The 24477-nt window shown below is 69.0% G+C and carries 20 protein-coding genes; 7 read left to right on the top strand and 13 right to left on the bottom strand.

Annotation, left to right across the window (positions count from 1 at the left end; all coding sequences use genetic code 11):
• Positions 1-54 precede the first annotated feature (54 nt).
• Entirely contained in the window at positions 55-312 is a 258-nt protein-coding gene (locus AMK58_RS16515; protein WP_035676379.1) for a hypothetical protein, read from the top strand.
• Here the strand turns inward: AMK58_RS16515 and AMK58_RS16510 are convergent.
• From AMK58_RS16510 to AMK58_RS16465, 10 genes are all read right to left on the bottom strand, one after another.
• Positions 282-1322, bottom strand: a complete 1041-nt coding sequence (locus tag AMK58_RS16510) for a response regulator (RefSeq protein WP_051140410.1) — start codon at positions 1320-1322, stop codon at positions 282-284. The two genes, AMK58_RS16515 and AMK58_RS16510, sit on opposite strands and share 31 nt — an antisense overlap.
• Positions 1323-1552: 230 nt before the next feature.
• On the bottom strand, positions 1553-2269 hold the full coding sequence (locus tag AMK58_RS16505) for a response regulator transcription factor (protein WP_236778277.1): 717 nt from the start codon (positions 2267-2269) through the stop codon (positions 1553-1555).
• Positions 2270-2351: 82 nt separating this feature from the next.
• On the bottom strand, positions 2352-5156 hold the full coding sequence (locus AMK58_RS16500; protein WP_035676382.1) for a response regulator: 2805 nt from the start codon (positions 5154-5156) through the stop codon (positions 2352-2354).
• Positions 5157-5666: 510 nt separating this feature from the next.
• Positions 5667-6428, bottom strand: a complete 762-nt coding sequence (locus AMK58_RS16495; RefSeq protein WP_035676384.1) for a hypothetical protein — start codon at positions 6426-6428, stop codon at positions 5667-5669.
• Positions 6429-6576: 148 nt separating this feature from the next.
• The gene (locus AMK58_RS16490) at positions 6577-7350 is read right to left on the bottom strand and encodes a hypothetical protein (RefSeq protein WP_035676385.1); all 774 of its coding nucleotides are present in this window, start codon (positions 7348-7350) and stop codon (positions 6577-6579) included.
• A gap of 21 nt (positions 7351-7371) precedes the next feature.
• Positions 7372-8625, bottom strand: a complete 1254-nt coding sequence (locus AMK58_RS30575; protein WP_051140411.1) for an ATP-grasp domain-containing protein — start codon at positions 8623-8625, stop codon at positions 7372-7374.
• A complete protein-coding gene (locus tag AMK58_RS30570; protein ID WP_051140412.1) occupies positions 8622-9407 on the bottom strand; it encodes a GNAT family N-acetyltransferase in 786 nt (261 codons plus the stop codon). Before AMK58_RS30570 ends, AMK58_RS30575 begins: the two co-directional genes overlap by 4 nt.
• Position 9408: 1 nt before the next feature.
• Entirely contained in the window at positions 9409-10461 is a 1053-nt protein-coding gene (locus AMK58_RS16475; protein ID WP_035676387.1) for an ABC transporter substrate binding protein, read from the bottom strand.
• A complete protein-coding gene (locus tag AMK58_RS16470; RefSeq protein WP_035676389.1) occupies positions 10458-12434 on the bottom strand; it encodes an MFS transporter in 1977 nt (658 codons plus the stop codon). The genes AMK58_RS16475 and AMK58_RS16470 overlap by 4 nt, the downstream gene beginning before the upstream one ends.
• Positions 12431-13282, bottom strand: coding sequence for a hypothetical protein (locus AMK58_RS16465; RefSeq protein ID WP_236778276.1), 852 nt, complete (start codon positions 13280-13282; stop codon positions 12431-12433). The genes AMK58_RS16470 and AMK58_RS16465 overlap by 4 nt, the downstream gene beginning before the upstream one ends.
• 343 nt (positions 13283-13625) lie before the next feature.
• On the opposite strand from AMK58_RS16465, the gene AMK58_RS16460 reads away from it, so the two are divergent.
• From AMK58_RS16460 to topA, 4 genes are all read left to right on the top strand, one after another.
• Positions 13626-14603: a response regulator gene (locus tag AMK58_RS16460; protein ID WP_035676392.1), complete on the top strand. Its 978-nt coding sequence runs from the start codon at positions 13626-13628 to the stop codon at positions 14601-14603.
• Between the two features lie 158 nt (positions 14604-14761).
• Positions 14762-15940 carry a helix-turn-helix domain-containing protein gene (locus AMK58_RS16455; protein WP_035676393.1) on the top strand — a complete coding sequence of 393 codons (1179 nt, stop codon included), beginning with the start codon at positions 14762-14764 and terminating at the stop codon, positions 15938-15940.
• An 85-nt stretch (positions 15941-16025) separates the two neighbouring features.
• Positions 16026-17147, top strand: a complete 1122-nt coding sequence (dprA, locus tag AMK58_RS16450) for a DNA-processing protein DprA (protein ID WP_035676394.1) — start codon at positions 16026-16028, stop codon at positions 17145-17147.
• A gap of 53 nt (positions 17148-17200) precedes the next feature.
• Complete coding sequence (gene topA, locus AMK58_RS16445) at positions 17201-20065, top strand: type I DNA topoisomerase (protein WP_059399196.1); 2865 nt, start codon at positions 17201-17203, stop codon at positions 20063-20065.
• A gap of 122 nt (positions 20066-20187) precedes the next feature.
• Here the strand turns inward: topA and AMK58_RS16440 are convergent, their stop codons facing one another.
• Together AMK58_RS16440 and AMK58_RS16435 are read right to left on the bottom strand one after the other, a co-directional pair.
• On the bottom strand, positions 20188-20505 hold the full coding sequence (locus tag AMK58_RS16440; protein ID WP_051140413.1) for a hypothetical protein: 318 nt from the start codon (positions 20503-20505) through the stop codon (positions 20188-20190).
• 103 nt (positions 20506-20608) lie between these two features.
• Positions 20609-21067: a hypothetical protein gene (locus tag AMK58_RS16435; protein WP_035676398.1), complete on the bottom strand. Its 459-nt coding sequence runs from the start codon at positions 21065-21067 to the stop codon at positions 20609-20611.
• A 156-nt stretch (positions 21068-21223) separates the two neighbouring features.
• On the opposite strand from AMK58_RS16435, the gene AMK58_RS16430 reads away from it, so the two are divergent.
• Both AMK58_RS16430 and AMK58_RS16425 read left to right on the top strand, forming a co-directional pair.
• On the top strand, positions 21224-22075 hold the full coding sequence (locus AMK58_RS16430; RefSeq protein ID WP_059399195.1) for a fumarylacetoacetate hydrolase family protein: 852 nt from the start codon (positions 21224-21226) through the stop codon (positions 22073-22075).
• 32 nt (positions 22076-22107) lie between these two features.
• Positions 22108-23379 carry a PH domain-containing protein gene (locus AMK58_RS16425; protein WP_035676430.1) on the top strand — a complete coding sequence of 424 codons (1272 nt, stop codon included), beginning with the start codon at positions 22108-22110 and terminating at the stop codon, positions 23377-23379.
• A 49-nt stretch (positions 23380-23428) separates the two neighbouring features.
• Here the strand turns inward: AMK58_RS16425 and AMK58_RS16420 are convergent, their stop codons facing one another.
• Positions 23429-24463: a TRAP transporter substrate-binding protein gene (locus AMK58_RS16420; RefSeq protein WP_059399194.1), complete on the bottom strand. Its 1035-nt coding sequence runs from the start codon at positions 24461-24463 to the stop codon at positions 23429-23431.
• Positions 24464-24477 lie beyond the last annotated feature (14 nt).

Here is a 24477-nt window from a genome sequence, read left to right as displayed (position 1 = left end):
CCGAACATGCGTTGAAAGGACCGACGACGCAGCGGAAGCGAGGCCGAGACGGCGATGATGAAGGATCCAAAACAGATTGCGCGGGTTGCCCTGCAATCGGCCCGCGTCAACGTCGAGGTCTACGAGGCCTGCGGCCTGATCGACACCCCGTCGGCCCACGGCCTGCGCTACAAGATCGCCGTGCAGGCCAGCGATGTGAACGGCGACGAGTGCCGCTTCCCTTCCTGCGCTTGCCCCTGGCCGGATTGCTCGCGCCAAGCGGAGGCGGGAGCGGAAGGCGATCAGCCCAGCGGGCCGACCGTCTCCACGTAACGCTCCATGGCGGCGACGCCCTCTTCGGTCAGTTCGATGAAGACGCGGCGCCCGTCCTTGTCGTCGGCGATGCGACGGACCAGCCCGCGGTCGTGCAGGTCGGTGATGCGGCGCAGCGCCGTGGTCTGCGCCACGCCGGATGCGATGCACAGCGACGACACGGAAATCCGCCGCCCCTGAAGATGGTTGATCATCAGGTCCAGCAGCATGTCCCAGCAGGGATCCTCGAACAGGCCCTTGGGGAAAAACTTCTCGCGGGCGGCGCGCTTGCGCCGGATCGCCGTCAGAATGCCCAGGCTGTCCGGCGCGCCGCCTTCGGCCGCCGCTTCGCAATCGGGGTGAACCGCGGTTGCGATTGCAGCAGGAGCGGTTGCTGGTGCCGCGGCCGCGCGATGGGCCGCGACGAAGGGCATCACGCGGGCCGCCGCAGCCTCTCCGCGCAAGGCGCGCACCGTCTCGACCAACGCCAACCCATGGCGGTAGGCCTGCTCCAGCGCGTCGTCATGGCTGCCCATCGACACCGGCGACCGATGCGGGGCCGACGAGGCGATCCCCTCCCCGCCGTTGAGGACGCGGGCGAGCGCGCGTTCGATCTGCGCCTCATCCTCCGGGTCGGTGACCACGTCGGCAGCTTCCAGCCGCAGGGCGCGCACCACATCGTCCGCCTCGGGGTTGCGGGCGAAGAGGATGCAGGCGAGGCCGCGATGGGTGCGGTGCAGCCGCTCCATCAGCGCCAGCCCGTCGAACCAGGGCGACCCACCATCCACGAACACGACGCCGACGCTGCGGTCCACGTCGAGCAGGCCCAGCGCCGAGATCACGTCGCGCGTGTCCTGCACCTGGTGACCGAGCCGCAGGGCACAGTCACGAATGCCGACGATAGCCGCGCTGTCGTTGCCGATGATCAGAATGGAAGGTGCCGCCGTGTAACTCGGTGCTGGGCAACCCGCCGCCGTTTGACCAGCCAGCGCGATACGCTCCGCCGAACGCGAAACCAGGGACCGTTGCATGCCGCTCTCACCCGCATCAGATCGCGCGCCGGTTGGCCGGCGGCGGTGTCAGGTCCGGCGCGGCGACCCGATGCGACGGAACGCTCCGCCATCTCCAGGTACCCGCTTGGAACCGTCAATCATTCGTTGGGTGATGTATAGCATTACCCCGTTCGAACGCGTATCAACGGCCGTTGATACTTTTTGAACAGAGTAACGTGCGGTTTATTATTGCATATTAATCATTATCGTCAAGATTCGTCAGATTCCAATGCATATCCGACCCCACGGACGGTAACGATCGGCGAGGCCGCGCCGTCATCCAGCCGCATCTTGCGACGCAGCCGGGTGATCAACGTATCGACCGTATGCTCGCTGATGGAGCGCGGGTCGCGGTTGCTGATCACGTCCAGCAGATATTCGCGGCTGACCGGGTTGGGCCGCATGGCCGCCAATGCCGCCAGGATATTGAACTCCCCCGTCGTCAAAGCGAGATAGGAACCGTCGGGACGGAACAGCGCACGGCGCACCAGATCCAGCCGCCAACCCCGGAAGGCAAGCGGCGCGTCGGGCGCTGGAACCGCGGCGCTTTCGGCGGGCACGGACGGACTCGCGGATGCCCCCGAGCGGCGCAGCAGATTGCGGATGCGGATCAGCAATTCCAGCAGGTCGACCGGCTTGGTCACATAGTCGCCGCCGTGGGACAGGCCGGCGATGCGGTCGGTCGGGCTGTCGCGACCGGTCACGAAGATCAGCGGAACGGTTTCCCCCAGCCTCAGCCGCTCGGCAAGGGCCAGCCCGTCGCAATCCGGCAGGTTGATGTCGAGCAGCACAAGGTCCGGCCGATCCTGCGCGATGCGCTCCGTCAGTTCCGCCCCGTTTGCGGCCCGCAGCACCCGCAACCCCTGGTGCTCCAAATAAGTGGCAATCAAATCCTGCGTTTCGGGAGAATCCTCGACCACCAGCACGGTCCGCCCGACCAGCTCCGATCCGACGCTCATGCCGCCCTGCCCACCGATGCCGCTCCCGTCGCATCAACTCTCGTCACCGTCATGTCAGTCCCGCCTCCCCCTTTTCGATGGCGCGTAGAGCGGCGTGAAGCCGGTCCCGCAGCGCCGCCGTGTCCCCTTGCATGGAAGCGGCCCCCCCGCTCCCGCTTTCGACGGCCTGCGCCGTCCGCTCCAGCGCCCGCGCCGCGGCGCTCACCTCTGGAAATCCATAGGTGCCGCCGCTGCCCTTCATGCGGTGGGCCGCGTCGACGACCCGCCGGGGCGGCGAGTCCTCATCATCGAGAACCGCCAGCACATCCCGGCAGGCTTGGGCAAAGCGATCCATCAACCGCGCGCGGTCGGCGCTGGAGAGCCCGCCCGTGACCGGTCTCCCGGTGAGCGGCGCCCCCTGAACCGCAAAGGACGGAGCGGGCGCGCACGAGCCGGACGGCGCGTGGCGGGCGAGCGCGTCCTGAAGCGCGTCGGGGTCCACCGGCTTCGCCACCACCTCGTCCACGCCGGCCTCCAGATAGTCCGCCCGGTCCTCCGGCGAGCTGTTGGCGGTCACCGCGATCACCGGCACCAGCGCCCGTTCGGCGTCGGGCAACGCGCGGATGCGCCGCGTCACCTCCACCCCATCGATGCCCGGCAACCGCATGTCGAGCAGCACGACATCCACAGTCCTGGCCGCCAGAACCGCCAAGGCCTCCTCCCCGCTCTCCACATAGACGGCGCGGTGGCCGCCGGGCGCCAGATACTCCCGAAGGATGGCTTGGTTCTCCGGCGCGTCCTCCACCACCAGGATGTCCAGGCTTCCCGGCACCGGCATGGGAGCGGCGCGGTCCGGCGACGGATCGGCCACCGGCAGTGGACGTGTCGCCAGCGAGACCGTGAAGAGGGAGCCGCCGCCCGGTCTGCCTTCCAGGCAAACGTCGCCGCCCATCAGCCGGACAAGCCCGTTCACGATGGCGAGACCCAGGCCGGCGCCGTCGCGGCGGTTGCCCTCCAGGCGGGTTCCTTCCAGCCGATGAAAGGGTTCGAAGATGATGCCCTGCGCCGCCCGCGGCACACCGGGACCGCTGTCCGCCACGGTCAGGCATAGGACGACCGTCCCGCTGGCCGCATCCGGCGGCGGCGGCCTGGCGGTCAGTGTCACCTCCACCCCGCCGCGTTCGGTGAATTTCACGGCGTTGCTCAACAGGTTCAGAACGATCTGGCGCAAGCGCAATGGATCGATCCAAAAGCGCTCCGCCCCCAGCCCGCTGACCGTCAGGGACAGGGCGAGGTCCTTCTCCTCGGCGCCCGCGCGCATCAGCGCCACCGCGTCCTCGACCAGCGCCACCACGTCGGTGGGCTGGGGGTGCAATTCCATCCGGCCCGCCTCCAGGCGCGACAGGTCGAGGATGGTGTCGAGCATGGAGACGAGGTGCCGCCCCGCTCCGTCCGCGACGCGCAGCCGCTCGTCCAACTGGTCGGTCGCCCCCTCGCGACGGATCACCCGCACCATGCCCAGAATGGCGTTCAGCGGAGTCCGGACCTCGTGGCTGAGGTTGGCGAGGAAGCGTTCCAGCGTCGCGGACTTGTCCGACAGGGCGCGGGTGCGTTCGGCGATCTGGAGTTCCAACCCCTCGTTGAGGGCGACCAGTTCCTGCGACAGCCGGCGCTCATTGAGGAAGGCCGTCTCCACCCGCCGCCCCAGCACAAGCGCGTGGCCGAACAGGAACAGCAGCGCCCCGTAGGGCACGAGGTCGATGCTCTCGAAGAAATGCGCGTACATCAGCGCGTCGTGCACCACCGATCCCAGGAAGGCGAGTGCCCCCGCCCCCAGCAGAAGCGCGCCGGAATGGCGACGCAGGGCGGCGACGGTGAGGCGCCACGCGAAGTACAGGGCCGACAGCACCAGCAGCAGGCTCGCCACGTCGCGCAACCGGGTGAATTGCGCCGGTTCGGTCACCAGCACCAGGAACATGCCCGGCACCGCGACCGCCATCATGGCACGCCCCACCCCGCGGTGCAGGCATCCGGGAAACAGCTCGCGCAGCAAGTGGAAGTAGATCGGGTAGAACATGTAGATCGGCAGATATTCCAGCCGGTAGGCCCACACCTCCGACACGCCGGGGAAGAAGACGCGCAGCAGTTCGCTGGTGCAGATCAGCCGCATGGCGCAGGCGGCCAGCAGCATGACCAGGAACAGCGGGGCCGCCGAGAGGCGCCGACGGAGGAAGGCGCCGATGAACAACGCCATCAGGGACAAGGACATCAACGCCCCGGCGTTGGTCATCAACTGCCGCTGCCACAGCCGCGACAGCCCACCGTTGGCGTCGAGATAGATCGTGCGCCCGATCCCGCCCTCGAAATGAAAGTGGTTGGAGACCTCCACCGCCAGTTCGATCACCCGCTGGCCGCCATGCAGCGTGACGAAGCGGGAGACGGAGGAGGACTGCTCCTGCGCGGCGGCCAGGGCCGGAACCCCGGCGGCGGCGACCGAGCGGCCGTCCACCCACACCCGCATGGCCGAATTGACCGGCGGCATCTTCAGCGTCAGCGGCGGCATGCCGGGCGGCAGCAGAATCTTCAGGCGGAAGGTGGCGGCGCCAAATCCGCCCATCTCCTGCCCGTCCGGGCGCTCGGCGCCGTTCCAGATCGCCGGCAGGGTAAATGGCGTCCAGATTCGTCCGTCCGGTTCCGGCAGCGGGTTCAGGCTTTCCTCACCGGCCAAACGGTCCCAGGACACCAGCCACTCGCCGTCCAGCGACACCGGTCCGTCGAGGTCCGCGTACCAGCCGCGCAGATCGAGCACGCCGCGCTCCGCCTGCGGCAGGACCGTGGCCAGGGCCGGAGTGGTGAAAAGAAGAGCGAAGAGCAAAACCGCGCCCAACCGTCGGGCGAGACGCGCAATAATGGCGGTTACGGACGGCATGACGGCAGGCGGCGGAAGCACCGGGGCACAGTTCCTTCGACAGGCGCGTGGCACAGGCCGCAGCCCGACCCGCAGGTCGAATGGCCTTCAGCCAAGCCCATCATGAGAGGTATCGCAAAACGGTTGCTGCGGAAATACCGATGCACCAAGGCATTTAAAGCCGAAACCCCATGAAACCGAAACCGGCCATGCTGCGAAGTATAATCAGCCATCGGCGCAACAACGACTCAGAAATTCACGACAAGCTTCATCAATCGTAAATCCTATAGAAAATGTGGCTTTAACCACGCAATCGAGGATGCGGCCCGTACTTGGCGCTGACGACCGAACGTGGTGATTTCAACAGAGATCGCTAATAGGCAGAACGTCCGGAACCGCCTGAACACAGGCGAACTTCCGGACGCTCCCACCCCTTTGCAGCCGATGGCACCCGACGGGCCGCGGCGCTGAATACGGTCAGGCCATGGCCTTCATCTGCTTGTCCATGCGGGCGAGCACGGCCATCACCTCCTTGCAGCGGCTCTTCACGTCCTCGTCGGTCTCCGGGATGCCGTCCTGGGAGGAGATGTTGCGCCAATCCTTCAGGAAAGCCTTCAGCTCCGGCATCTTCGGCAGCTGGGTGCCGACGCCGCGGATGTCTTCCTTCCACAGGTCCTGGTAATCGCCCACCGTCTTTGCCGTCTTCAGCTTCTTCGCCAGGGACAGCATGTATTTTTCAAGAATCTCCCGCCCCTTGGCGCGCACCTTGTCGGCCTTCTCGATGGCGTCCTTCATGCCTTCATAGTCATCGACGATCTTGTCGCCGAGCGAGGATTGGTTGAAGGCGACGAAGAGCTGATCGGCGGTCTTTGCCACCTTCTCCGCGTGGGCGGCAGAGTCCTTCGGGATCAGCTTGTTCGACTTGAACTTCTTCGCCGTCGCCTCGGCCAAGTCGCGGAGCTTCTGGAGCTGGGTGCGCAGCGGCTCGACCGAGCGCTTGTACTCCGCCCGCGCCTCGTCCAGCAGCGAGTCGAGATCGTCCAGCGTCGCGTTGCTGGGCGCGTTCACCGACACGCTCAGCTTCTTCCAGTCGATGGCGCCGTGCGCCTTGTCGACCGCCTTCATCGCATCGCCGACACCGGTCTTGCCGGCGATCTTGGCGATGGCGCCCTTCTTCTTGTCCCAGTCCTTCTGGGTCAGGATGTCCGGGATGTCGATGCGCTTCAGGGGACCACCCATGTCTCAGCTCCTCCGCTTAACCAAACATTCACCCTATCGGCCTGCATGGTAGGAGGCGGGCGCGCCCCTCGGAATCGGCGATTGCTCCTCTCCCACCACTACCGGAACCGAATGGGTCCAAAACGGCGGCTTCGCTCCCCGCCTCGCTTCAGCGGCCGCCCACCAGCTGCACCACACCCTTGCAGACGGTGGCGAACTCCTTGATGAGGTCGGTGATCTGGCGGGCGGTGTAGTCTGGCGGCACGCGCATCGGCGGCCCGTCGCCGCCCTGCCCGGCCCAGGGGGCGAGCTTCCGGCGGTAGAAGTCGGGATCGGCGCGCAGCCCGTCCAGCGCCTTCGCCGCGGCGAGTTGGGTGGCGAGATCGCGGGCCAGCGCCGGGAACAGCTCGTTGTAGGTATCCGGCGTCGGCTTGGCGCGCACCTTGGCGACCCCTGCGGCGGCGCGGGCGAGCGCGCCGTTGATGTTCGCCTCCCACCGCTTCTGCGCGCGCTCCGACGAGGCGGCGTCCTTCTCGGCCTGAGCGGCCTGCGCCTTGAGGCGGTCGGCGTCCCCGCCGATGGATTCCTCCAGGTCAGCGAGGTCCTTGGCGAGCGCCTTCATCGCCCGCTCGCAGGCCGTCGCCGCGGCCTTGTCGCCACGGCTTGCCGTATCCTCGTCCAAGGCCTTGCCGAGCGTGGCCAGATAGGCCTTGCGCGCCTTCACGGCGTCCTTCCCCGCGGCAACGAGACCCTTCACGGCCTCCTCGCCAGCCGTGACGGCACGGTGGACGGCGTCGCCGGCCTTCAGCGCCTTGACCAGCGCGGCATCGCCGTTCAGCGCGGCGGCGACCGCCTTGGCGTCCTTCGGCCGATGCTTCGCCGTTGCAGCCTCGAAGCGCTTGCGGGCCGCGGCCCAGCGCTGCTCATAGGGGACATGCGCCATCGCTGCCCGTCCGCTCCGACGCTACGCGACGGTCGGCTGGAGGCGATCCTCCAGCGAGCGGATGGCAGCCCAGTCGCGCTCGAACACGGCGCGGTCCGGATGCGCCAGATAGATTTTCGCCAGCACCTGCGTCAGATCGAGCGTCGGCACCACCTCGTCCCCGACCCGCGGCACCAGGGCGTAGCCGCGCACGCTCGCCATGCCGTCCAGAATGGAGAGGTCCGGCAAAGCCTCCACCCGGCCCGACACGAGAACCGGCAGATAGAGGACCATCGCGTCGGCCTGGAACCGGTAATGGCCGTCGAGCAGCGGCCCGACCGCCGCCGCCCCGTCGAAGGCATCGACCAGCAGATCGACCTGATCGTGCCCGGTGCCCGCCGCGATGCCGGTGGTCGAGCCGGCCGGCCCCATGGCGCGCGCCGCGATCTCCACCAGCGCCGGGCCGCGGGCGGTCATCCGCACCTCGGCATGGCCGGCGCCGTCGGTGATCTCCAGCGCGTCGAGCACCCGGCGGATGTAGGCCATCAACGCCTGCGCCACCGGTTCCTCCGGCGGCAGGAGCCGGTAATAATCGTAGACGAAGGGGGACCCGTTCAGCGCCCGCTTGGCGGACAGCAGCACGTCGCAGACATAGTGGCGCCCGCCGCGGCTGACCGTGTTGACGACGTATTCGAGCCCGTCGAGGTAGGTCTGCACCAGAACCCGCTCGTTGGCCGAACCGCAGAAGTCACGGCTGCCCAGGATGGCGTCCACGGCGGCGCGCAGCTGCGCGGGGGTGTCGCAGAAATAGACATGGTCGGTGGAAGCGCTGGCCATCGGCTTCGCCACCACGGGCCAGCCCGCCTGTGCCGCCCACTCCACCGCCTCCGCGGCACCGGTCGCCATGGTCTGGCGGGCGGTCAGCAGGCCGGCGGCGGCCAGCCGCTCGATCATCATGAACTTGTTGCGGCGCGCGGCGGTCAGCTTCGGGCTGTTGCCCGGCGTGCCCAGAACGGCGCCCAGCGCGTCGGTCAACTCCACCGCGGACTCATTGCCCGGCAGGATGAAGGCCGGGGCCAGTGGGCGCAGCGTCCTCGCCAGCGCGTCGAGGTCGCCGTCATGGAGGATGTGCGCCGCGAAGTCGTCGGGCTGGTAACTGCGCAGCAGCGACGGGGCGAGGTCCGGGCGGCTCTGCACCGCGACCACTTCGTAGCCCCGCGCGCGCAGCCGCGGCGCCAGAAGGATGCCGGTGGAATAGGGATCGACGACGACCGCCGTCTTGAGAGGAGTGCTCACGGCGTGACCTCCAGCGCGGCATCCTGGGCTACGACCTGCACCGCCTCCACCGGGCGCGCGTAGGTGACCAGCGGCACGGGGCCGTCCAGTTCCACCAAATGCCCGATCCAGCCGGCCTCGATCACCGCCCGCTGCTCGTCCAGCTCCGGAACGGCGAAGACGCGCTCGCTGCCCGGCACCCAGGCGGGCGGCGCCGCCCCCAGGTCGCGGTGCAGCAGATAGCGCAGCCGGCCGCTGGCGTGCATGACCAGCACCTGGCGCACCAGGAAGCCGCCGGACAGCAGGTTCGCCAGGCTGCGGGGGTTGGACAGGGCGACGCGCGAGAACAGGTGCGGGCGCCCGGCTCCCAGCGCGTGGAGCGTGCGCAGCGTCACCAGCAGCCGTTGCAGCCCGTTGCCGCGGAAGTCCGGGTGGACCATGCAGCTCGCCATATGGGCGGTGGCGGTGACGGCGGGGCGCGTGCCCGGCAGATCGTCCACGAAGGCCGGCATGCCCGGCTGCGGCAGGCCCAGGATGGCGCAGCCGATCAGCCGACCCTCGGCCTCCAGCCCCAGCGTCACGCCGCGCTCGCCCAGATGCAGACCGGCGAACTCCGGCGTTTCGGGGAAATAGGCGTCGATGTCCGGCAACTGCCCGAAGATGTAGCCGCGGAACGCCTCCAGCGCCGGCAGGTCGGCGGGGCCGAGGAAGCGGATGCGGTAGGGAACGCAGACCGGCTCGCCGCACCGGACGCGCAGCATGCCCGTATGGACCGTCTGTTCGGGGGATAAGAGGACCGTCATGTCAGGCGTCCTGGACGATTTCGGCGATGTTGAGCAGGCGCATCGGCGGGTAGAGGTCCAGTTGCTTGGCCGCCCCGATGCGCAGCAGCAGGGAGAAGCGGTTCAGAGTCTCCACCGGGATGGTGTCGGCGGGCTTGGCCCCGGTCAGGATCTCCACCGCCTTCAGCCCGGCAAAGCGCCCGACGTTGACGGCCGGGCTGACCAGCCCCATCAGCAGGTTGGCCCGGCGGATCGGCAACTCGGTGGAGCAGAAGGTGGCCAGCCGGTGGGCCAGCGCCTGCTCCGCCACCACGGCGTTGTTGTTGGAGGCGACCAGCGTGTCCGGACCGATGTAGACCAGCTCCGCACCGGCGCGCGCCGCGTCGGCGATCAGGTCGGGGATGGCGGCGGCCTGCGGCGCCCCGGCGGCGTCGCGCGGCAGCGCGGCGTCGTGGATCTCCACTCCCTGGCGGGCGGCCTCCTCCTTCAGGTCGCGCACGGCGACGACCATGTTGTCCTCGGCCGGGTTGTAGACCGCGGCGATCTTCTTCCAGCGCCGGTAGGACAGCATCGTCTTCATCTGCACCGCGGCCGGCGCGATGTGCCGCGTGCCGGTGACCGCGCGCCCCGGACGGTCGAGCGCGCGCACGACGCGCGAGGCTACCGGGTCGGTGACCGAGGTGAAGACCACCGGCACGTCGGTCAGGAAACGCGACGGGTCCGGATCGTCATAGCGCCCGACCGCTCCCAGCGTCAGCGGCGTGAAGACGGTCACCACCAGATCGGGCTTGGACGCCCGGATATCCGGCAGCAGCGTCGGCATGGCGGAGGCCTGCGGCACCTCGCGCACCTCCACCGTGGCGGACAGGCCACTCGACGCGATGAAGTCGCGCAGGCCCAGCACGTCGCCCACATCCTTGCGCGGGGTCAGCACGACGATGCGCGCCGGCTTGGCGGCGGTGAAGGTCCTGGCCGCCGGAGCGAAGGATGGCTGCGCAAGGGCCGGAACGCCGCTGGCCGCCAGCGTTCCAGCGGTGAGGGCTCCCGTCAGGACGGTGCGGCGGGACAGGCTCATGCGGGGGTCCTCTGCGGGAAGTCGGCGGGCGGGCGCGGGCGGAACAGGGCGCTCAGCAGCAGCTGCACGGCGACGCAGGCCGCCAGCACCGCGCCGATGCCCTTCAGCGCCCCGGCGTAGCCGTAATGGGCCAGGAACAGCCCGGCCAGGAAGGGGGCGACGACGGAGCCCAGCCGCTCGATCAGACGGAACATGCCGATCACCGTGGTCTCGCCCAGCGCCGCCCGCTCCTTGACGCAGACGTCGGCGAGCATGGCGAGCTGCGGCGCGCCGAGCATGGCGTGCGCCACCCCCAGCAGGGCGACTCCGGCCAGCGCCGTGCCGAGCGAACCCGGCATCGACAGCACCCAGGCCGCCCCGGCGGCGACCAATCCGCCCACCACCAGGAAGCCGCCGCGCTGGCCCGAGCGGTCGGACAGCTTCGCCGCCATCGGCGACACCACGATCATCAGCAGCCAGTAGAGCAGCAGCACGCGCCCGATCCAGGACTGGCTGACCCCCTGGTCGTCCAGCGCCAGCGGCAGCAGGAAGAACAGAAGCGCCGTCAGCCCCAGCTTGGCCGGAACCGCGCTGAAGACGGCGAGCCCGACGAAGCGCGGGTTGCGCAGGCACAGCACGGCATCGGCCAGACGCAGGCCGCGGCTGGATTTCCCCTGCGCCGCGCGCACCCGCGGCAGCACCTGCCACGCCATGAAGGCGGCCAGCAGCGCCAGCCCGGCGGAGATCAGGAAGGTCGTGCGGAAGCCCACCTGCCCGGCGATCACGCCGCCGATGGCCGGGCCGCAGACGCCGGCGCTGAGGATGCCGCCGGCGTACATGGCAATGGCCTGGGCGCGCTGCTTGGGGTCGGTGGCGTCGATGACGAAGCCCTGGGCGGCGATGAAGACGCTGGCGTAGCCGACGGCGGTCAGGCAGCGCGCGACGATGAGCTGGATGAGGTCGGTGGCGAGGCCGGAGCCGACCAGACCGACAAAGGACAGCAGCGCCCCGCCGAGGAAGACGGCGCGCCGCCCGCGCCGTTCCGACACGCTGCCGGCGATCGGCTGGCTGACCGCCCACAGCAGCATGAACAGGGCGATGGGCGCGCCGATGACCATCTCCATCGACAGGCCGGGCACCGGCTCGAACAGCTGCTTGATGTAGACGGACAGGAAGGTGCGGGTCAGCTCCTCCGCCAGGGAGAAGATGAAGATGGCGAAACGCAGCTCCACCACCCGCTGCATCATGCCGATCTTGGTCATGGCCTGCTCGGAGGCGGTCATGTCGGCCTTGTGCTGCACGCTGTCCAGCGCCCAGTCGACGGCGCGCGACAGCTCGCCCACCTCGTCGCGGTTGCGCGAGGCGACGCGCACGCCGAGATGCCCGTCGGCGGCCTGCTTCATCACCGCCGTCACCCGGCGCAGCGGCGCCGCGACGGAGGAGCCGACGACCAGCAGCAGGATCTCGATGTTGAGCAGGATGGCGACGATCAGCACGGAGCCGAGGTCGAACACCACCTCGTTCATGGCCGAGCGGACATAGCCGGAATCGACGCCGACATGCAGCCGCGCCGCCTCGTTGCCCTCCAGCGCCAGGACGGTGTCGAGGAATTGCGGGGACTCGCCCTCCGGCGGGGCATCGGCCACGGTCAGGCGGCTGCCGGACCGCGCCTCCTCGGTCCCGGAGAAGGCGTGGAGGCGCCCGCCGATCTCCAGCGCCAGATACTTGACGTCCGGGTTGGCGGCCAGCGCGTCGGACAGCAGCTCGTCCACCCCGACCAGCTTGTCCAGCTCGAAGCCCAGCGCCACCGCGCGGTCGATCTGCGCCACCACGTAGGACCCGACGACCTCGGCCTTGCGGGCCAGTTCCGGCTCGATCAGCGGGCGGAACAGCGTGTTGACGTGGTTGGTCTGGACAGCAAGGCTGACCAGCATCAGGACGGACACGACGCCCGTCAGCATCCAGTTCAGGCGGCGGATGAAGGACAGCTTCATGGCGTGACTCCCGCCGGGCGCGCGGCTTCCGCCGCCGGACCGGCGGGCTGGGGATGGTCCTCCTCCGCGCCGTGCTGCTGCTGTTCCAGGATGCGGTCGGCGAACTCCTTCAGGCCGGGGGCGAAGGCCACCAGCTCCGGGGTCAGGTTGGGCGGCTCGCCCATGCCCAGCTGATTGATGCTGACGGTCATCTCGCGCAGCCGCCGCTGGATCGGACGCAGCAGCAGCCAGACCGCGACCATGGTGACGAGAAGCCCGGTCACCAGATTGATGCCGCCGGACAGCAGCAGGTCCGGAATGGTGCCGCGGATGCCCGCCTGCACCTCGCCCAGTGAATAGGTCAGAGCGACGCCGCCGGCGACGCCGCCGAAGGCGTTGCGGATGCCGAGCAGAAGCGCCTGGCTGTCGCCGTCGGCGACGGCCGCCACCCGGTCGGACTTGCCGTCGCGGGCGAAGGCACCCTTCCAGCCGGCGGGAATCGTTCCTACCGGCCCACCGTGTCCCGCCCCCCGGCCCGCCGCCGCCAGCACCTCGCCCGTGTCGGTGAACAGGACCAGACCGGTGATGCGGTCGTCCCGCGCCATCGCGCGCTGGATCAGCGCGTCGAGATTGCGCAGGGCGGTGATCGACACGCCAAGGCTGACGGCGCCCTCCACCTCCCCCGCCAGCCCGCGCAAGGCGACGGTGAAGCGGGACGCCACGGTGTCCTCCACCATGCGCTCCATCTTCAGATAGGAGAGCGCCGCGGTGGAGAGCAGCGCGAAACAGAGCGCCACCTGCAACAGCAAAATGATCTTGGTCGTCAGGGTGAGGCGCATGGGTCCGGTGCCGGCAAGGGGTGCGGCCACCTTACGCGCATCGCCCGCACCGCCGTTTCCGAGACGGGTCCAGTCTGGAGAAGACCCTGGCGACATGGCTCCGCTCCGGCCCGACCCCGCCGAACACGCACCCTCGCCCACCGCACCGCAACCGAAAAGGGCAATCCGTTGAATTTGACTTATCAAACCAAGAATAGACGACGCCCCTCTTCCGCCGTCTTATGCCATTTAGCCTAATCCATCGAATTTTTGCGGAATTTTGAGACATTTATCGATCGCTCTATTTTGGACCATGATTGCATCCATGATGGTTTGCTTTGCGTGGTAATCCTTAAGCACAGCATTCCATGCACCCAACGGGGGAAGGGCTTCGATGCGGATCGAGTTGGAGCGACCCTTGGCGTGGCCGGTGCGCCCGGTCCAGACCACCACCGGCCTTCATGTTTCGGCGACGTCCATTTTGATCGCCTGCGCGGACCGCGCGCTGGGGATCGGCATGCACGACGCATTCGAACGCAACGGCCACCGCATCCATGTGACCCACGACCCCATCGCGGCACTCGACACGCTGGAGGCGGACGGCAGCATCGGCATCGTGGCGGTGGAGTTGGCTCTTCCCCATTTCGACGGGCTGGCACTGGTCGAGCGGATGCGCAAGAGCGTGCAGCGGCACCTCCAGGTCATCGTCGTCGCGCCCAACGCCACGGCGGCCGACGTCGTCCGCGCCATGCATCTGCGCGCGGCGGATTTCGTCAGCGATCCGCAGGATGGCAGCCAGCTTCACGGCGCGCTCGCCCGCGCTCTGGCCGCCCATCAGGCGGTGGCCTCCTTGCCCGCCCCGCCGCCGCCCGCCGGCAATGGCGAGTTGCAGGGTGCGCTGGAGGACGCCTACCGCCACGGCCTCGCCCTCATCGAAGCGGTCAAGGCGCTGCGGGATGGTCAGCCGGCGGCGGCCGCTCCGGTCCCGGTCCCGGTTCCCAATCCCCCCGCCTCCACCTCCGCCGCGACAGGAGAGAACCAACGGCTGGCGGTCCTGAGGACGCTCCAGCAATCCCGCGTCGCCCGCGACAAGTATTTTCCAAAGGGGCTGTTCGAGGACCCCTGCTGGGACATGCTGCTGGATCTGATGGCCAACCATCTGCGCGGGCGGCGGATTTCCGTGTCGTCGCTGTGCATGGCCTCCGGCGTGGCGCAGACCACGGCGCTGCGGCGGATCACCGAACTGCACGACCGCGGGCTGGTGCGCCGGATTGCCGACGAGAAGGACGGCCGCCGCGTCTTCATCGAACTGACCGAGCAGGGGATCGCCGCCCTGTCAGGCTATGTCGAGCACATCCAGGAACTGAACTGACTGGGCCGGACCGGACCGGACCGGCGCGAATTGGCCCGGTCCGGCGGGTTTCCCTCCCAGACTGCTTCAACCGGGACCCGTCCCGGATCGACAGCGCCCCCCGAACGCGGCCAACATCGCGGTAAAGAACGCCCTGCGCGCAGGACGGCGGAGACCCGATGGCCGACCAGAAACTGAAGGATGTGATCGTCGTCGCGACCCCCACCGAGGGGATCGGCCCGACATCCTCCCTGCCCACGCGCCCGGCGACGCCCAGCGAGGAGCCGGATCGCCAGCGCATGGCCGAACGGCTGCGCGCTCAAGGCTGGAGCTATCGCCGCATCGCGGAGGAGCTTCAGGTTTCCTATATTCTGGTGTCACGCTGGCTGGGGGGTGACGGCGCCACGCCCACCGGTTCGCGCACGCCCCCTGCCGCAGCAATCCCCTCCCCGCCGCCGGCACCCAGCGGGACGCGGACGACCAAGGCGACCAAGGCCGCGAAGGCGGCGGCCACCGCAGCGACAGCCAACGCCGATGAAGACCTTCTGGCGCTCCAGTTCCGCGCCTTCGAGCAGTATGTGCGCGAGGTCATCGACGCGATGGAAACGCGGCACGAGTCGCTTCTCCAACGCCAAGAGGAACTGATCCAGGCGCTCGACACGGAACGCACCGCCGCCCGCAAGCGGGAAGAGGAACTTCTCGCCACCCTCGACCAGGAGCGCCAGCGCTGGAGCGAGGCCGAGGATCGCTTCCGCGAGGAGCTTGAGCGCTTCAAGGCTGAGATGCGCCGCGGCCAGAGCGCGGCGAGCGCGGTCGCCGTTGCCGCCACGGCCCTCGGCGGTGGTGGCGACGACGAAGAGGAAGAATCCTCGGATTTCTCCGCCTTCAGCTTCGACGACGATGAAGACGAGGCCAAGGACGACGACGAAGCGGGCGGGAGTGACGCCAGCGCCTTCAGCTTCGATGAGGACGAGGACGAGGACGGTGGCGATCCCTTCAGCTTCGACACCGGCGACACGGAGGAGAAGAGTGAGGACGAAACGGCCGAGGCGACCGACTCGGCCGACAACTCCGACGACGGCGACCCCTTCAGCTTCGACGATGACGAAACGGAGGAAACGGCCGAGGCCCTCCCCGCCAAGACGGATGCGGAACCGGACGAGGACCCGTTCTCCTTCGACAGCGACGATGATCCGGACGAGTCCAAGGCTGAAACCGGGCCGGCCGGAACCGCAAAAGCCGACGCCGAGGACGATCCCTTTTCCTTCGACGACGAGCCGGAGCCGGAACCGGAACTGGAACCCGAACCGGAGGCCCCCCCGAAGAAGAAAGGGCTCTTCGGCTTCTGGCGCAAATGACCGCCCTGTCGAGTCCCTGAGAAGAGCGCCGACGCACACGTTTGCGTGTTGATCGCGCCCCGACAGCGGTTGTATGAATGGGCGCATGACTCAACCGCGCCGCACCCTGTCCGCCGCCGAGCGGTTCGACTGGCTCCGACTCATTCGAACCGAGAATGTCGGGCCGATCACCTTCCACCGCCTGCTGGAGCGGTTCGGCAGCGCCGGCGCCGCGCTGGAAGCGCTGCCCGACCTCGCCAGGCGCGGCGGGCGGACCAAGCCGCTGCGCATCGCGCCGAAGGCGGACATAGACCGCGAACTGGCCGCCAACGACCGCATCGGCGCCCGCCTGATCTGCTCCTGCGAGCCCGACTATCCGGAACCCATGGCGGCGCTGGACGACGCGCCCCCGGCGGTGTCGGTCCTCGGTCACCCGCATCTGCTGCAACGGCGCGCCGTGGCGTTGGTCGGGGCGCGCAACGCCTCGATGAACGGCAAGAAATTCGCCGAACGGCTGGCGCGGGAACTGGGGGAGGCCGGGCTGCTGGTCGTCTCCGGGCTGGCGCGCGGGATCGACACGGCGGCCCACGCCGGGGCGCTCGGCAGCGGAACGGCGGCGGTGGTGGCGGGCGGCGCCGACGTCGTCTACCCACCGGAGAACGAAAGACTCTACCGCGACATAGTGCAGCAGGGGGTGATCCTGGCGGAAAGCCCGGTCGGCACCACGCCGCAGGCCCGCCATTTCCCGCGCCGCAACCGGCTGATCTCCGGCCTGTCGCTGGGGGTGCTGGTGGTGGAGGCGGCGCTGCGCTCCGGCTCCCTCATCACCGCGCGCATGGCGCTGGAACAGGGACGGGAGGTGATGGCCGTTCCCGGCTCCCCGCTCGACCCGCGCTGCCAGGGCACCAACAATCTTCTGCGTCAGGGGGCGGCCTTGGTGGAAGGGGTGGATGACGTGCTGCGGGCGCTGGACAACCTGTCGCCGCCAACCCTGCGGGAGCGCCAGAGCGACCTGTTCGCCCAGGCCCGCCCCGCCGTTCCGTCCGAGGCGGACCTTGAATCGGCGCGCGCCGTCATCCTGGAAAACCTCGGTCACACGCCGGTTGCCATTGACGAACTCGTCCGCGGGTGCCAATTGTCCGCTCCGGTGGTGTTGACCGTGGTGCTGGAACTTGAGCTTGCGGGCCGTGTCCAGCGCCAGCCTGGGAATCAGGTGAACCTGATCTGATCCCGATCCGCACCGCCGGTGTATGGGATAGGCACTTTCAGGGGCGCGGACTCTTGCCGGGCAGCAACGTCGTCATCGTCGAATCGCCGGCCAAGGCGAAAACCATCAACAAATACCTTGGCTCGGACTACACCGTGGTCGCCAGCTTCGGCCATGTCCGCGACCTTCCGGCGCGCGACGGATCGGTGCGTCCGGACGAGGACTTCGCCATGGACTGGGAGTTGGGCGACCGCTCCAAGCGCCACATCGACGAGATCGCCAAGGCGGTCAAAGGGGCCGAACGCGTCTATCTCGCAACCGACCCGGATCGCGAAGGGGAAGCCATCGCCTGGCATTTGTCGGAACTGCTGCGCGAAAAGCGGCTGATCGACGATTCCAAGGTCCAGCGCATCACCTTCAACGAAATCACCAAGAGCGCCGTCCAGGCCGCTCTGGAGGCCCCGCGCGACGTCTCTCGGGAGCTGGTGGATGCCTATCTGGCCCGCCGCGCCCTCGACTATCTGGTGGGCTTCACCCTGTCGCCGGTGCTGTGGCGCAAGCTGCCGGGCTCCCGCTCGGCGGGCCGCGTGCAGTCAGTGGCGCTGCGCCTGATCTGCGAACGCGAGTCGGAGATCGAGGTCTTCAAGCCGCAGGAGTACTGGACCATCGAGGTGGGCTTCGCCACGCCGGGCGGTGCCTCCTTCACGGCCCAGCTCACCCAGCTCGACGGCAAGCGGCTCGACAAGTTCGCCCTGCCCGCTCGCGAGGCGGCGGAGGCCGCGGTGGCGCGCATCAGCCCGCAGGCCTTTTCGGTCGCGACGGTGGAGCGCAAGCAGAGCCGCCGCAACCCCTCCCCGCCCTTCACCACCTCGACCCTGCAGCAGGAGGCCTCGCGCAAGCTGGGCTTCGGCGCCACCCGCACCATGCGCACCGCGCAGCGGCTCTACGAGGGCGTGGACATCGGCGGTGAGACGGTCGGCCTGATCACCTACATGCGAACCGACGGCGTCAGCCTGTCGCAGGAGGCCATCGAGAGCGCCCGCAACCTGATCGGCTCCCATTGGGGCGAGCGCTACGTCCCGGCGCAGCCGCGCGTCTACAAGACCGCCGCCAAGAACGCCCAGGAGGCCCACGAGGCCATCCGCCCGACCGACCTGTTCCGCCGCCCGGAGGAGGTTTCGACCTACCTGGAAGGCGACGAGCTGCGGCTCTACGAGCTGATCTGGAAGCGCACGCTGGCCAGCCAGATGGAGAGCGCGGTTCTGGATCAGGTGGCGGTGGACATCGCCTCGCCGTCCAAGGACGTCGTGCTGCGCGCCACCGGCTCGGTCGTCGTGTTCGACGGCTTCCTCAAGGTCTACCAGGAGGACCGCGACGACGGCGCCGCCGACGACGACCAGGAGCGCCGCCTGCCCGCCATGGACCAGGGCGACGCCCTCGCCCGCGGCGACATCAGCCCGGAACAGCATTTCACCCAGCCGCCGCCCCGCTACACCGAGGCGAGTCTGGTGAAGAAGCTGGAGGAGCTGGGCATCGGGCGCCCGTCCACCTACGCCTCCATCCTCCAGGTGCTCCAGGACCGCAACTACGTGCGGCTGGACAAGCGGCGCTTCATCCCGGAAGACCGCGGCCGTCTGGTCACCGCCTTCCTGAAGAACTTCTTCAACCGGTATGTCGAATACAACTTCACGGCCGACCTGGAGAACAAGCTCGACGAGATCTCCGACGGGCGGATCGACTGGAAGACCGTGTTGCGCGACTTCTGGCGCGCCTTCCACGTCGCGGTGGATGGAACCAAGGACCTGACGATCACCCAGGTGCTGACCACGCTGGACGAGGAGCTGGGGCCGCACTTCTTCCCGACCAATGGCAACAGCGACACGCCGGGCCACGACCCGCGCGTCTGCCCGGTGTGCAGCCAGGGTCGGCTGGGGCTGAAGCTCGGCAAGATGGGCGCCTTCATCGGCTGCTCGCGCTATCCGGAATGCCGCTACACCCGCCCGCTCGCCGTTGCCAACGACGAGAACGGCGAGGCGCAGGAAGGCCCGCGCGAGTTGGGCAACGATCCGGAGACCAGCCTGCCGGTGACGGTGCGGCGCGGCCCGTACGGCGCCTACATCCAGCTCGGCCCGCCCCCGGTGGCCGCCGCTCCGGCCGAGGCCGTCGCGGAGGAAGCGCCGGTCGACGGCAAGAAGACCAAGGGCAAGAAGAAGGTCAAGGTCGAGGCGCCGAAGCCCAAGCGCGTTTCGCTGCCCAAGGGCATGGCCGCCGCCGACGTGGACCTCGACACGGCGCTGAAGTTGCTCGCCCTGCCGCGCAGCATCGGAAACCACCCGGAGACGGGTGAGGACATCAGCGCCGGCATCGGGCGCTTCGGCCCCTACCTGAAGCACGGCAGCGTCTACAAGTCGCTGACGCCCGACGACGACGTGCTGACCATCGGCATCAACCGCGCGGTCGACCTGCTGGCCGGCGCGGCCAAGAAGGCGTCCGCTCCCGCCAAGACGCTGGGCGACCATCCGAAGACCGGCAAGCCGGTGACCACCGGTTCGGGCCGCTTCGGTCCCTACGTCAAGCACGGCTCCGTCTACGCCTCCATCCCCAAGGGCACGGAAGCGGACAGCGTGACGCTGGAGCAGGCGCTGGAGCTTCTGGAGGCCAAGGCCGCCAAGGATGCCGCCAAGAAGGGCAAGGCCCCGAAGGAGGCCGAACCCGCCGCGGATGGCGCCGAAGCGCCCGCCAAGGCCGAGAAGGCGACGAAGGCCAAGGCGACGGCGGCGAAGAAGGAGCCGGCCAAGAAGGACGCGGTGAAGAAGGCCGCTCCGAAGAAGGCGGCGGCCAAAAAGCCCGACACTGCGAAGTCCGACGCCGCGAAATCCGACGCCGCGAAATCCGACGGGGACAGCGACGAGAAGCCCGCCGCCCGCAAACGGGCCTGACCGCGGGCAAGGGACCGGATCCCGGTGGGCGATTCGCGGTTGCCCACCGGCAGACGCGCGCGGGTCCGCTCAAGCCTGATCACAGGAAGAACGAGGGTTGGACGAGCGGCCGTGCAGCCCCATCAGGCCGTGGCGGCCGCCTTGGCCTTGGCCGCGTTGCGGCGGTGGCGCAGCTTGACGCGGATGCGCTCGACCGGGCTGAGCAGACGGGGGTGGCGGCGCTTCAGCCGCACGAACAGGCGGCGGGCGTCCGCTGAGTTGCGCAGAAGGATCACCCCGCCGGCAAGCGCCACCGGAAAGCCGAATGGCCCCGGCAACGGCGACATCAGGGCGCCCAGGCCGATCAGGCTCCACCCCGTGCCGATCAGAGCGAGTTGCCGGACGCGGGCAAGCGTGGGCCGGGTGAGCAACGAACGGGGGATGGCGGCACGACGATGCATCGGGACTCCTCCTGTGCCAGCAGCCATATGGGGGCGTCCGGACACGGGGGAAGAGGCCGGGGGATGTGACTTTTCGGGGGAGGCGACGGGCAAAAGGGGGGCGTCAGTGCAACGGCGCTGCGCTGCCGGGCGGTCCCAGGACGAACAGCGCGGCGGTGACCTCGGCCGGGGCCGGCGCCCATTCGAAGTCGCGCATCAGCTCGCTGCGCGCGGCGTCGGCGCGCTCCTCCAGAGCGTCGCAGTCGGTGCCCCCCGTCCGCCGGGCCGGCCTGCGGCAGCGCCGGTCGGCGCAGCTTTCCAGCATCAGGCGGATCATCCGCTCCCGCTTGGCGGCGTCTACGAATCCCGACTGGTCGAAATACAGTTTGGTGAAGGCGACCTCGGTCACCGTGGGGGTGGCGCCCTGCTTGCCGACCAGCACCGCCGACACCAGTTCAACGCAGCGACCGGCGTAGTCGGGAATCGGCGCCGTGCCGTCGTCGGCACGATCGTACTGGCGGCTCGGCAGTTCGACCAGCCGCCCGGTCGATTCCTTCACGAGGTAACGGCGCCACACCGGCATATCCGCCTCCCGTCTGGTTTCCCCATGGGCTGAAAAAAGGGTACACCAGACCGGACCGCGACGGAACAGCCCCTTTCCGGCTTCGGCCGGAACCGGACAGCACTCACCGGAGGAGAGGCGCGGCTCAACCTTCGGGAACGGGAAGGGTTTAGCCTGATGAAACTTCTGCGATTCGGCCCGCCGGGCCATGAGCGTCCGGGCCTTCTGGACCGCAACGGCGTGATCCGCGACCTGTCGGGCGTGGTGTCGGACATCGGCCCGGCCACGCTGACCGAGGACGGTCTGGCCCATCTCCGGACGCTCGACACCGACCGGCTGGCCCAGGTGCCAGACGGGACCCGGCTCGGCCCCTGCGTCACCGGCGTGTCCAAGGTGGTCTGCGTCGGGCTCAATTACCGCGCCCACGCCGCCGAATCCGGCCTGCCCGAGCCGGCGGAGCCGGTGCTGTTCATGAAGGCGACCACCGCCATCTGCGGCCCCAACGACCCGGTCCAGATGCCGCGCGGCGCCACCAAGCTCGACTGGGAGGTCGAACTCGGCATCGTCATCGGCCGCACCGCCCGCTACGTCGATCAGGCCGACGCCTTCGACCACATCGCCGGCTATTGCGTCCTCAACGACGTGTCGGAGCGCGCCTTCCAGACCGAGAGCACCGGCCAGTGGGTGAAGGGCAAGAGCGCCGACAGCTTCTGCCCGATCGGTCCCTGGATGGTCACCCGCGACGAGGTGCCCGACCCGCAGGCGCTGCGCCTGTGGCTGGAGGTGGACGGCCAGCCGATGCAGGACAGCACGACCGCCGACATGATCTTCGGCGTGGCCGAGATCGTATCCTACATCAGCCGCTTCATGACTCTGCTGCCGGGCGACGTCATCGCCACCGGCACGCCGCAGGGCGTGGCGATGGGCCGCGGGCCGAACCATCCTTGGCTCCAGCCCGGCCAGACCATGCGCCTGGGCGTCGAGGGGCTGGGCGAGCAGCGCCAGTCCGTCCGCGCCTTCGAAGGCTGAGCGGCGCCGGGACCGGAGGGGGAGTGTCTTTGATGAAGCGAAAAAGCCGTCTGGCCGCGTGGCTGCTCGCCGCCGGTCTCGGCACCCTGGCGGTGTCCAATTCAGCCAGAGCCGAGGACGGCGCCGCGGCGCTGGCCGGGAAGACCTGCGGCACGCTGGAGTCGCGGGTGGCGGAAATCCCCGGCTCCGGCCCGGTGTTCCTGCGCAGCTACGACAGCAGCTTCGGCGTCGGCCAGACGTCGGAGCTGCCGCTGCGCGAGGCCGCCTTCACCTACGACAACGCGCTGGCCGTCATCGCCCTGGTCGCCTGCGGCAAGACGGAGCCGGCGCTGCGCATCGGCGAGTCGCTGCTCTCCGCCGCCACGCTGGACCGGGCGCGGCGCCAGGGGAGGCTGCGCAACACCTACCGCGCCGGCGCGCAGAGCCAAAAACCGATCCCGCCCAACGGCTGGTGGGACGTCACCGCCAACCGCTGGTTCGAGGACGCCTATCAGGTCGGCTCCGCCACCGGCAACGTCGCCTGGGCGGGGCTGGCCCTGATGACCCTGGGCGAGGCGACCGGCGAGGAGCGCTTCCGCAACGGCGCCGCGGAGTTGGCGCGCTGGGTGGTGGCCAACACCGCCGACCCGCGCGGGCCGGGCGGCTTCAACGGCGGCGTCCAGGGCTTCGACGACAAGCCGCAGGCCCTGACCTGGAAGGCGACGGAGCACAACACCGACCTCGTCGCCCTGTTCGGCTGGCTGGAGCGCAGCGGCACCCCCAGGGAAGGGGGCGGCGACTGGGCCGGGCCGGAGAAGGCGGCGCGCGGTTTCCTCGACCGCATGTGGGCGGACGGCGGCGGGCATTTCCCCACCGGCACGGCGCCGGACGGGGTGACGGTCAACCGGGCCACGTCCGGTCTGGACGCCCAGCTCTGGCCGCTGCTGCTGCGCGGCGCGCCGGAATCCTGGCGGGCGGCGCTGGATTATGCGGAGAAGGCCCACGGGGTCGACGGCGGTTTCGACTTCAACGACGACCGCGACGGCATGTGGGTGGAGGGCACGGCGCAGGCCGCGCTGGTCTACCGCCTGCTGGGACGGTCCGACGAGGCGCAGCGGCTTCTGGCCGAGGTCGGCAAGGAGGTCAGCCGCGGCGGCCATGTCTGGGCGACGCGCGAGGACAGCATCACCACCGGCCTCGCCATCGGGCCGGACAGCACCACGGACGATTTCCGCTATTACCGCCGCCCCCACTTGGCGGTGACGGCCTGGACGGCGCTGGCCGCCGTGGGCTGGAACCCGTTCACGGGTGAGCGGGTGAAGTAAAAGGTGGAAAGCCCTCTCCCGCCGTGGGCGGGAGAGGGAACCCGAGACCTTACTTGCGGACCTTGTTGATCTCGCCCTGCAGCTCGTTCAGCAGGTCGGCGCCGCCGTCGGCGGCGAACTTGTCCATGGCCGGCTTGACCATCTCGCGCATGCGGCCCAGCTCGGCGTCGCTCAGCTCGTTGATCTGCATGCCCTTGTCCTTCAGGTAGGCGATGCTCTGCTTCGACGCTTCGCGGCTGTCCTTGCGCTCGAAGTCGCGCGAGGCGACCGCAGCCTCGTTGATGATCTTGCGCTCGTCGTTGGACAGGCCGTCGTACCAGCGCTTGGAGGCCAGGACGATCCACGGGCTGTAGACGTGCTTGGAAATGGTCAGGTACTTCTGGACTTCGTAGAACTTCGAGGACTGGATGGTGGTGACCGGGTTCTCCTGGCCGTCCACCGTGCCCGTCTCCATGGCGGTGAACAGCTCGGAGAAGGACAGCGGCACGGCGTTGGCGCCGAAGCCGTTGAACATGTCGATGTAGACCGGGTTCTGCATGACGCGCAGCTTGATGCCCTTCAGGTCCTCGACCTTCTCGACCGGGCGCTTGCTGTTGGTCAGGTTGCGGAAGCCGTTCTCCCAGTAGACGAGGCCGACGAGGCCCTTGTCGTTCAGCTTGGCCGCCAGCTTCTGGCCGAACGGGCCGTCGAACACGGCGTCGGCCTCCTGCTCGTTGTTGAACAGGAACGGCAGGTCGAAGACGGCGAAGTCCTTGACGATGCCGACCAGCGTGGCGGTCGAGCCGACCATCATCTCCTGCGCGCCGCCGATCAGGGCGTTCTGCATCTGGATGTCGCTGCCCAGGCTGGCGTCGGCGAAGCCCTTGACCTTCAGCTTGCCGCCGGAACGCTTGGACATCTCCTCGACGAAGAACTTCACGGCGCGGCCCTGGTTGCTGCTCTCCGACAGGCCGTAGCCGAAGCGGATCAGGCGCGGCTTGATGTCCTGGGCGGAGGCGGCGACGGGGGCGAGGATGGCGGCGGCGGGGGCGAGGATGGCGGCGGCGAGGCCGGTCGCCAGAAGAACGGAACGGAGCAGCTTCATGGATCGGTTCTTCC

Source organism: Azospirillum brasilense (genome assembly GCF_001315015.1).
GTDB classification, from domain to species: Bacteria; Pseudomonadota; Alphaproteobacteria; order Azospirillales; family Azospirillaceae; genus Azospirillum; species Azospirillum brasilense.
This window is presented reverse-complemented; position numbering and strand designations above follow the sequence as displayed.

Excerpts from the sequence above, each read along its gene's own strand:
- AMK58_RS16510 (WP_051140410.1), bottom strand. The coding sequence starts at position 1,322 with ATGCAACGGTCCCTGGTTTCGCGTTCGGCGGAGCGTATCGCGCTGGCT.
- AMK58_RS16495 (WP_035676384.1), bottom strand. The coding sequence starts at position 6,428 with ATGGGTGGTCCCCTGAAGCGCATCGACATCCCGGACATCCTGACCCAG.
- AMK58_RS30570 (WP_051140412.1), bottom strand. The coding sequence starts at position 9,407 with ATGACGGTCCTCTTATCCCCCGAACAGACGGTCCATACGGGCATGCTG.
- AMK58_RS16460 (WP_035676392.1), top strand. The coding sequence starts at position 13,626 with ATGCGGATCGAGTTGGAGCGACCCTTGGCGTGGCCGGTGCGCCCGGTC.
- AMK58_RS16490 (WP_035676385.1), bottom strand. The coding sequence starts at position 7,350 with ATGGCGCATGTCCCCTATGAGCAGCGCTGGGCCGCGGCCCGCAAGCGC.
- AMK58_RS16515 (WP_035676379.1), top strand. The coding sequence starts at position 55 with ATGATGAAGGATCCAAAACAGATTGCGCGGGTTGCCCTGCAATCGGCC.
- AMK58_RS16430 (WP_059399195.1), top strand. The coding sequence starts at position 21,224 with ATGAAACTTCTGCGATTCGGCCCGCCGGGCCATGAGCGTCCGGGCCTT.
- AMK58_RS16435 (WP_035676398.1), bottom strand. The coding sequence starts at position 21,067 with ATGCCGGTGTGGCGCCGTTACCTCGTGAAGGAATCGACCGGGCGGCTG.
- AMK58_RS16470 (WP_035676389.1), bottom strand. The coding sequence starts at position 12,434 with ATGAAGCTGTCCTTCATCCGCCGCCTGAACTGGATGCTGACGGGCGTC.
- AMK58_RS16420 (WP_059399194.1), bottom strand. The coding sequence starts at position 24,463 with ATGAAGCTGCTCCGTTCCGTTCTTCTGGCGACCGGCCTCGCCGCCGCC.
- AMK58_RS16425 (WP_035676430.1), top strand. The coding sequence starts at position 22,108 with ATGAAGCGAAAAAGCCGTCTGGCCGCGTGGCTGCTCGCCGCCGGTCTC.
- AMK58_RS16440 (WP_051140413.1), bottom strand. The coding sequence starts at position 20,505 with ATGCATCGTCGTGCCGCCATCCCCCGTTCGTTGCTCACCCGGCCCACG.
- AMK58_RS16455 (WP_035676393.1), top strand. The coding sequence starts at position 14,762 with ATGGCCGACCAGAAACTGAAGGATGTGATCGTCGTCGCGACCCCCACC.
- AMK58_RS16475 (WP_035676387.1), bottom strand. The coding sequence starts at position 10,461 with ATGAGCCTGTCCCGCCGCACCGTCCTGACGGGAGCCCTCACCGCTGGA.
- dprA (WP_035676394.1), top strand. The coding sequence starts at position 16,026 with ATGACTCAACCGCGCCGCACCCTGTCCGCCGCCGAGCGGTTCGACTGG.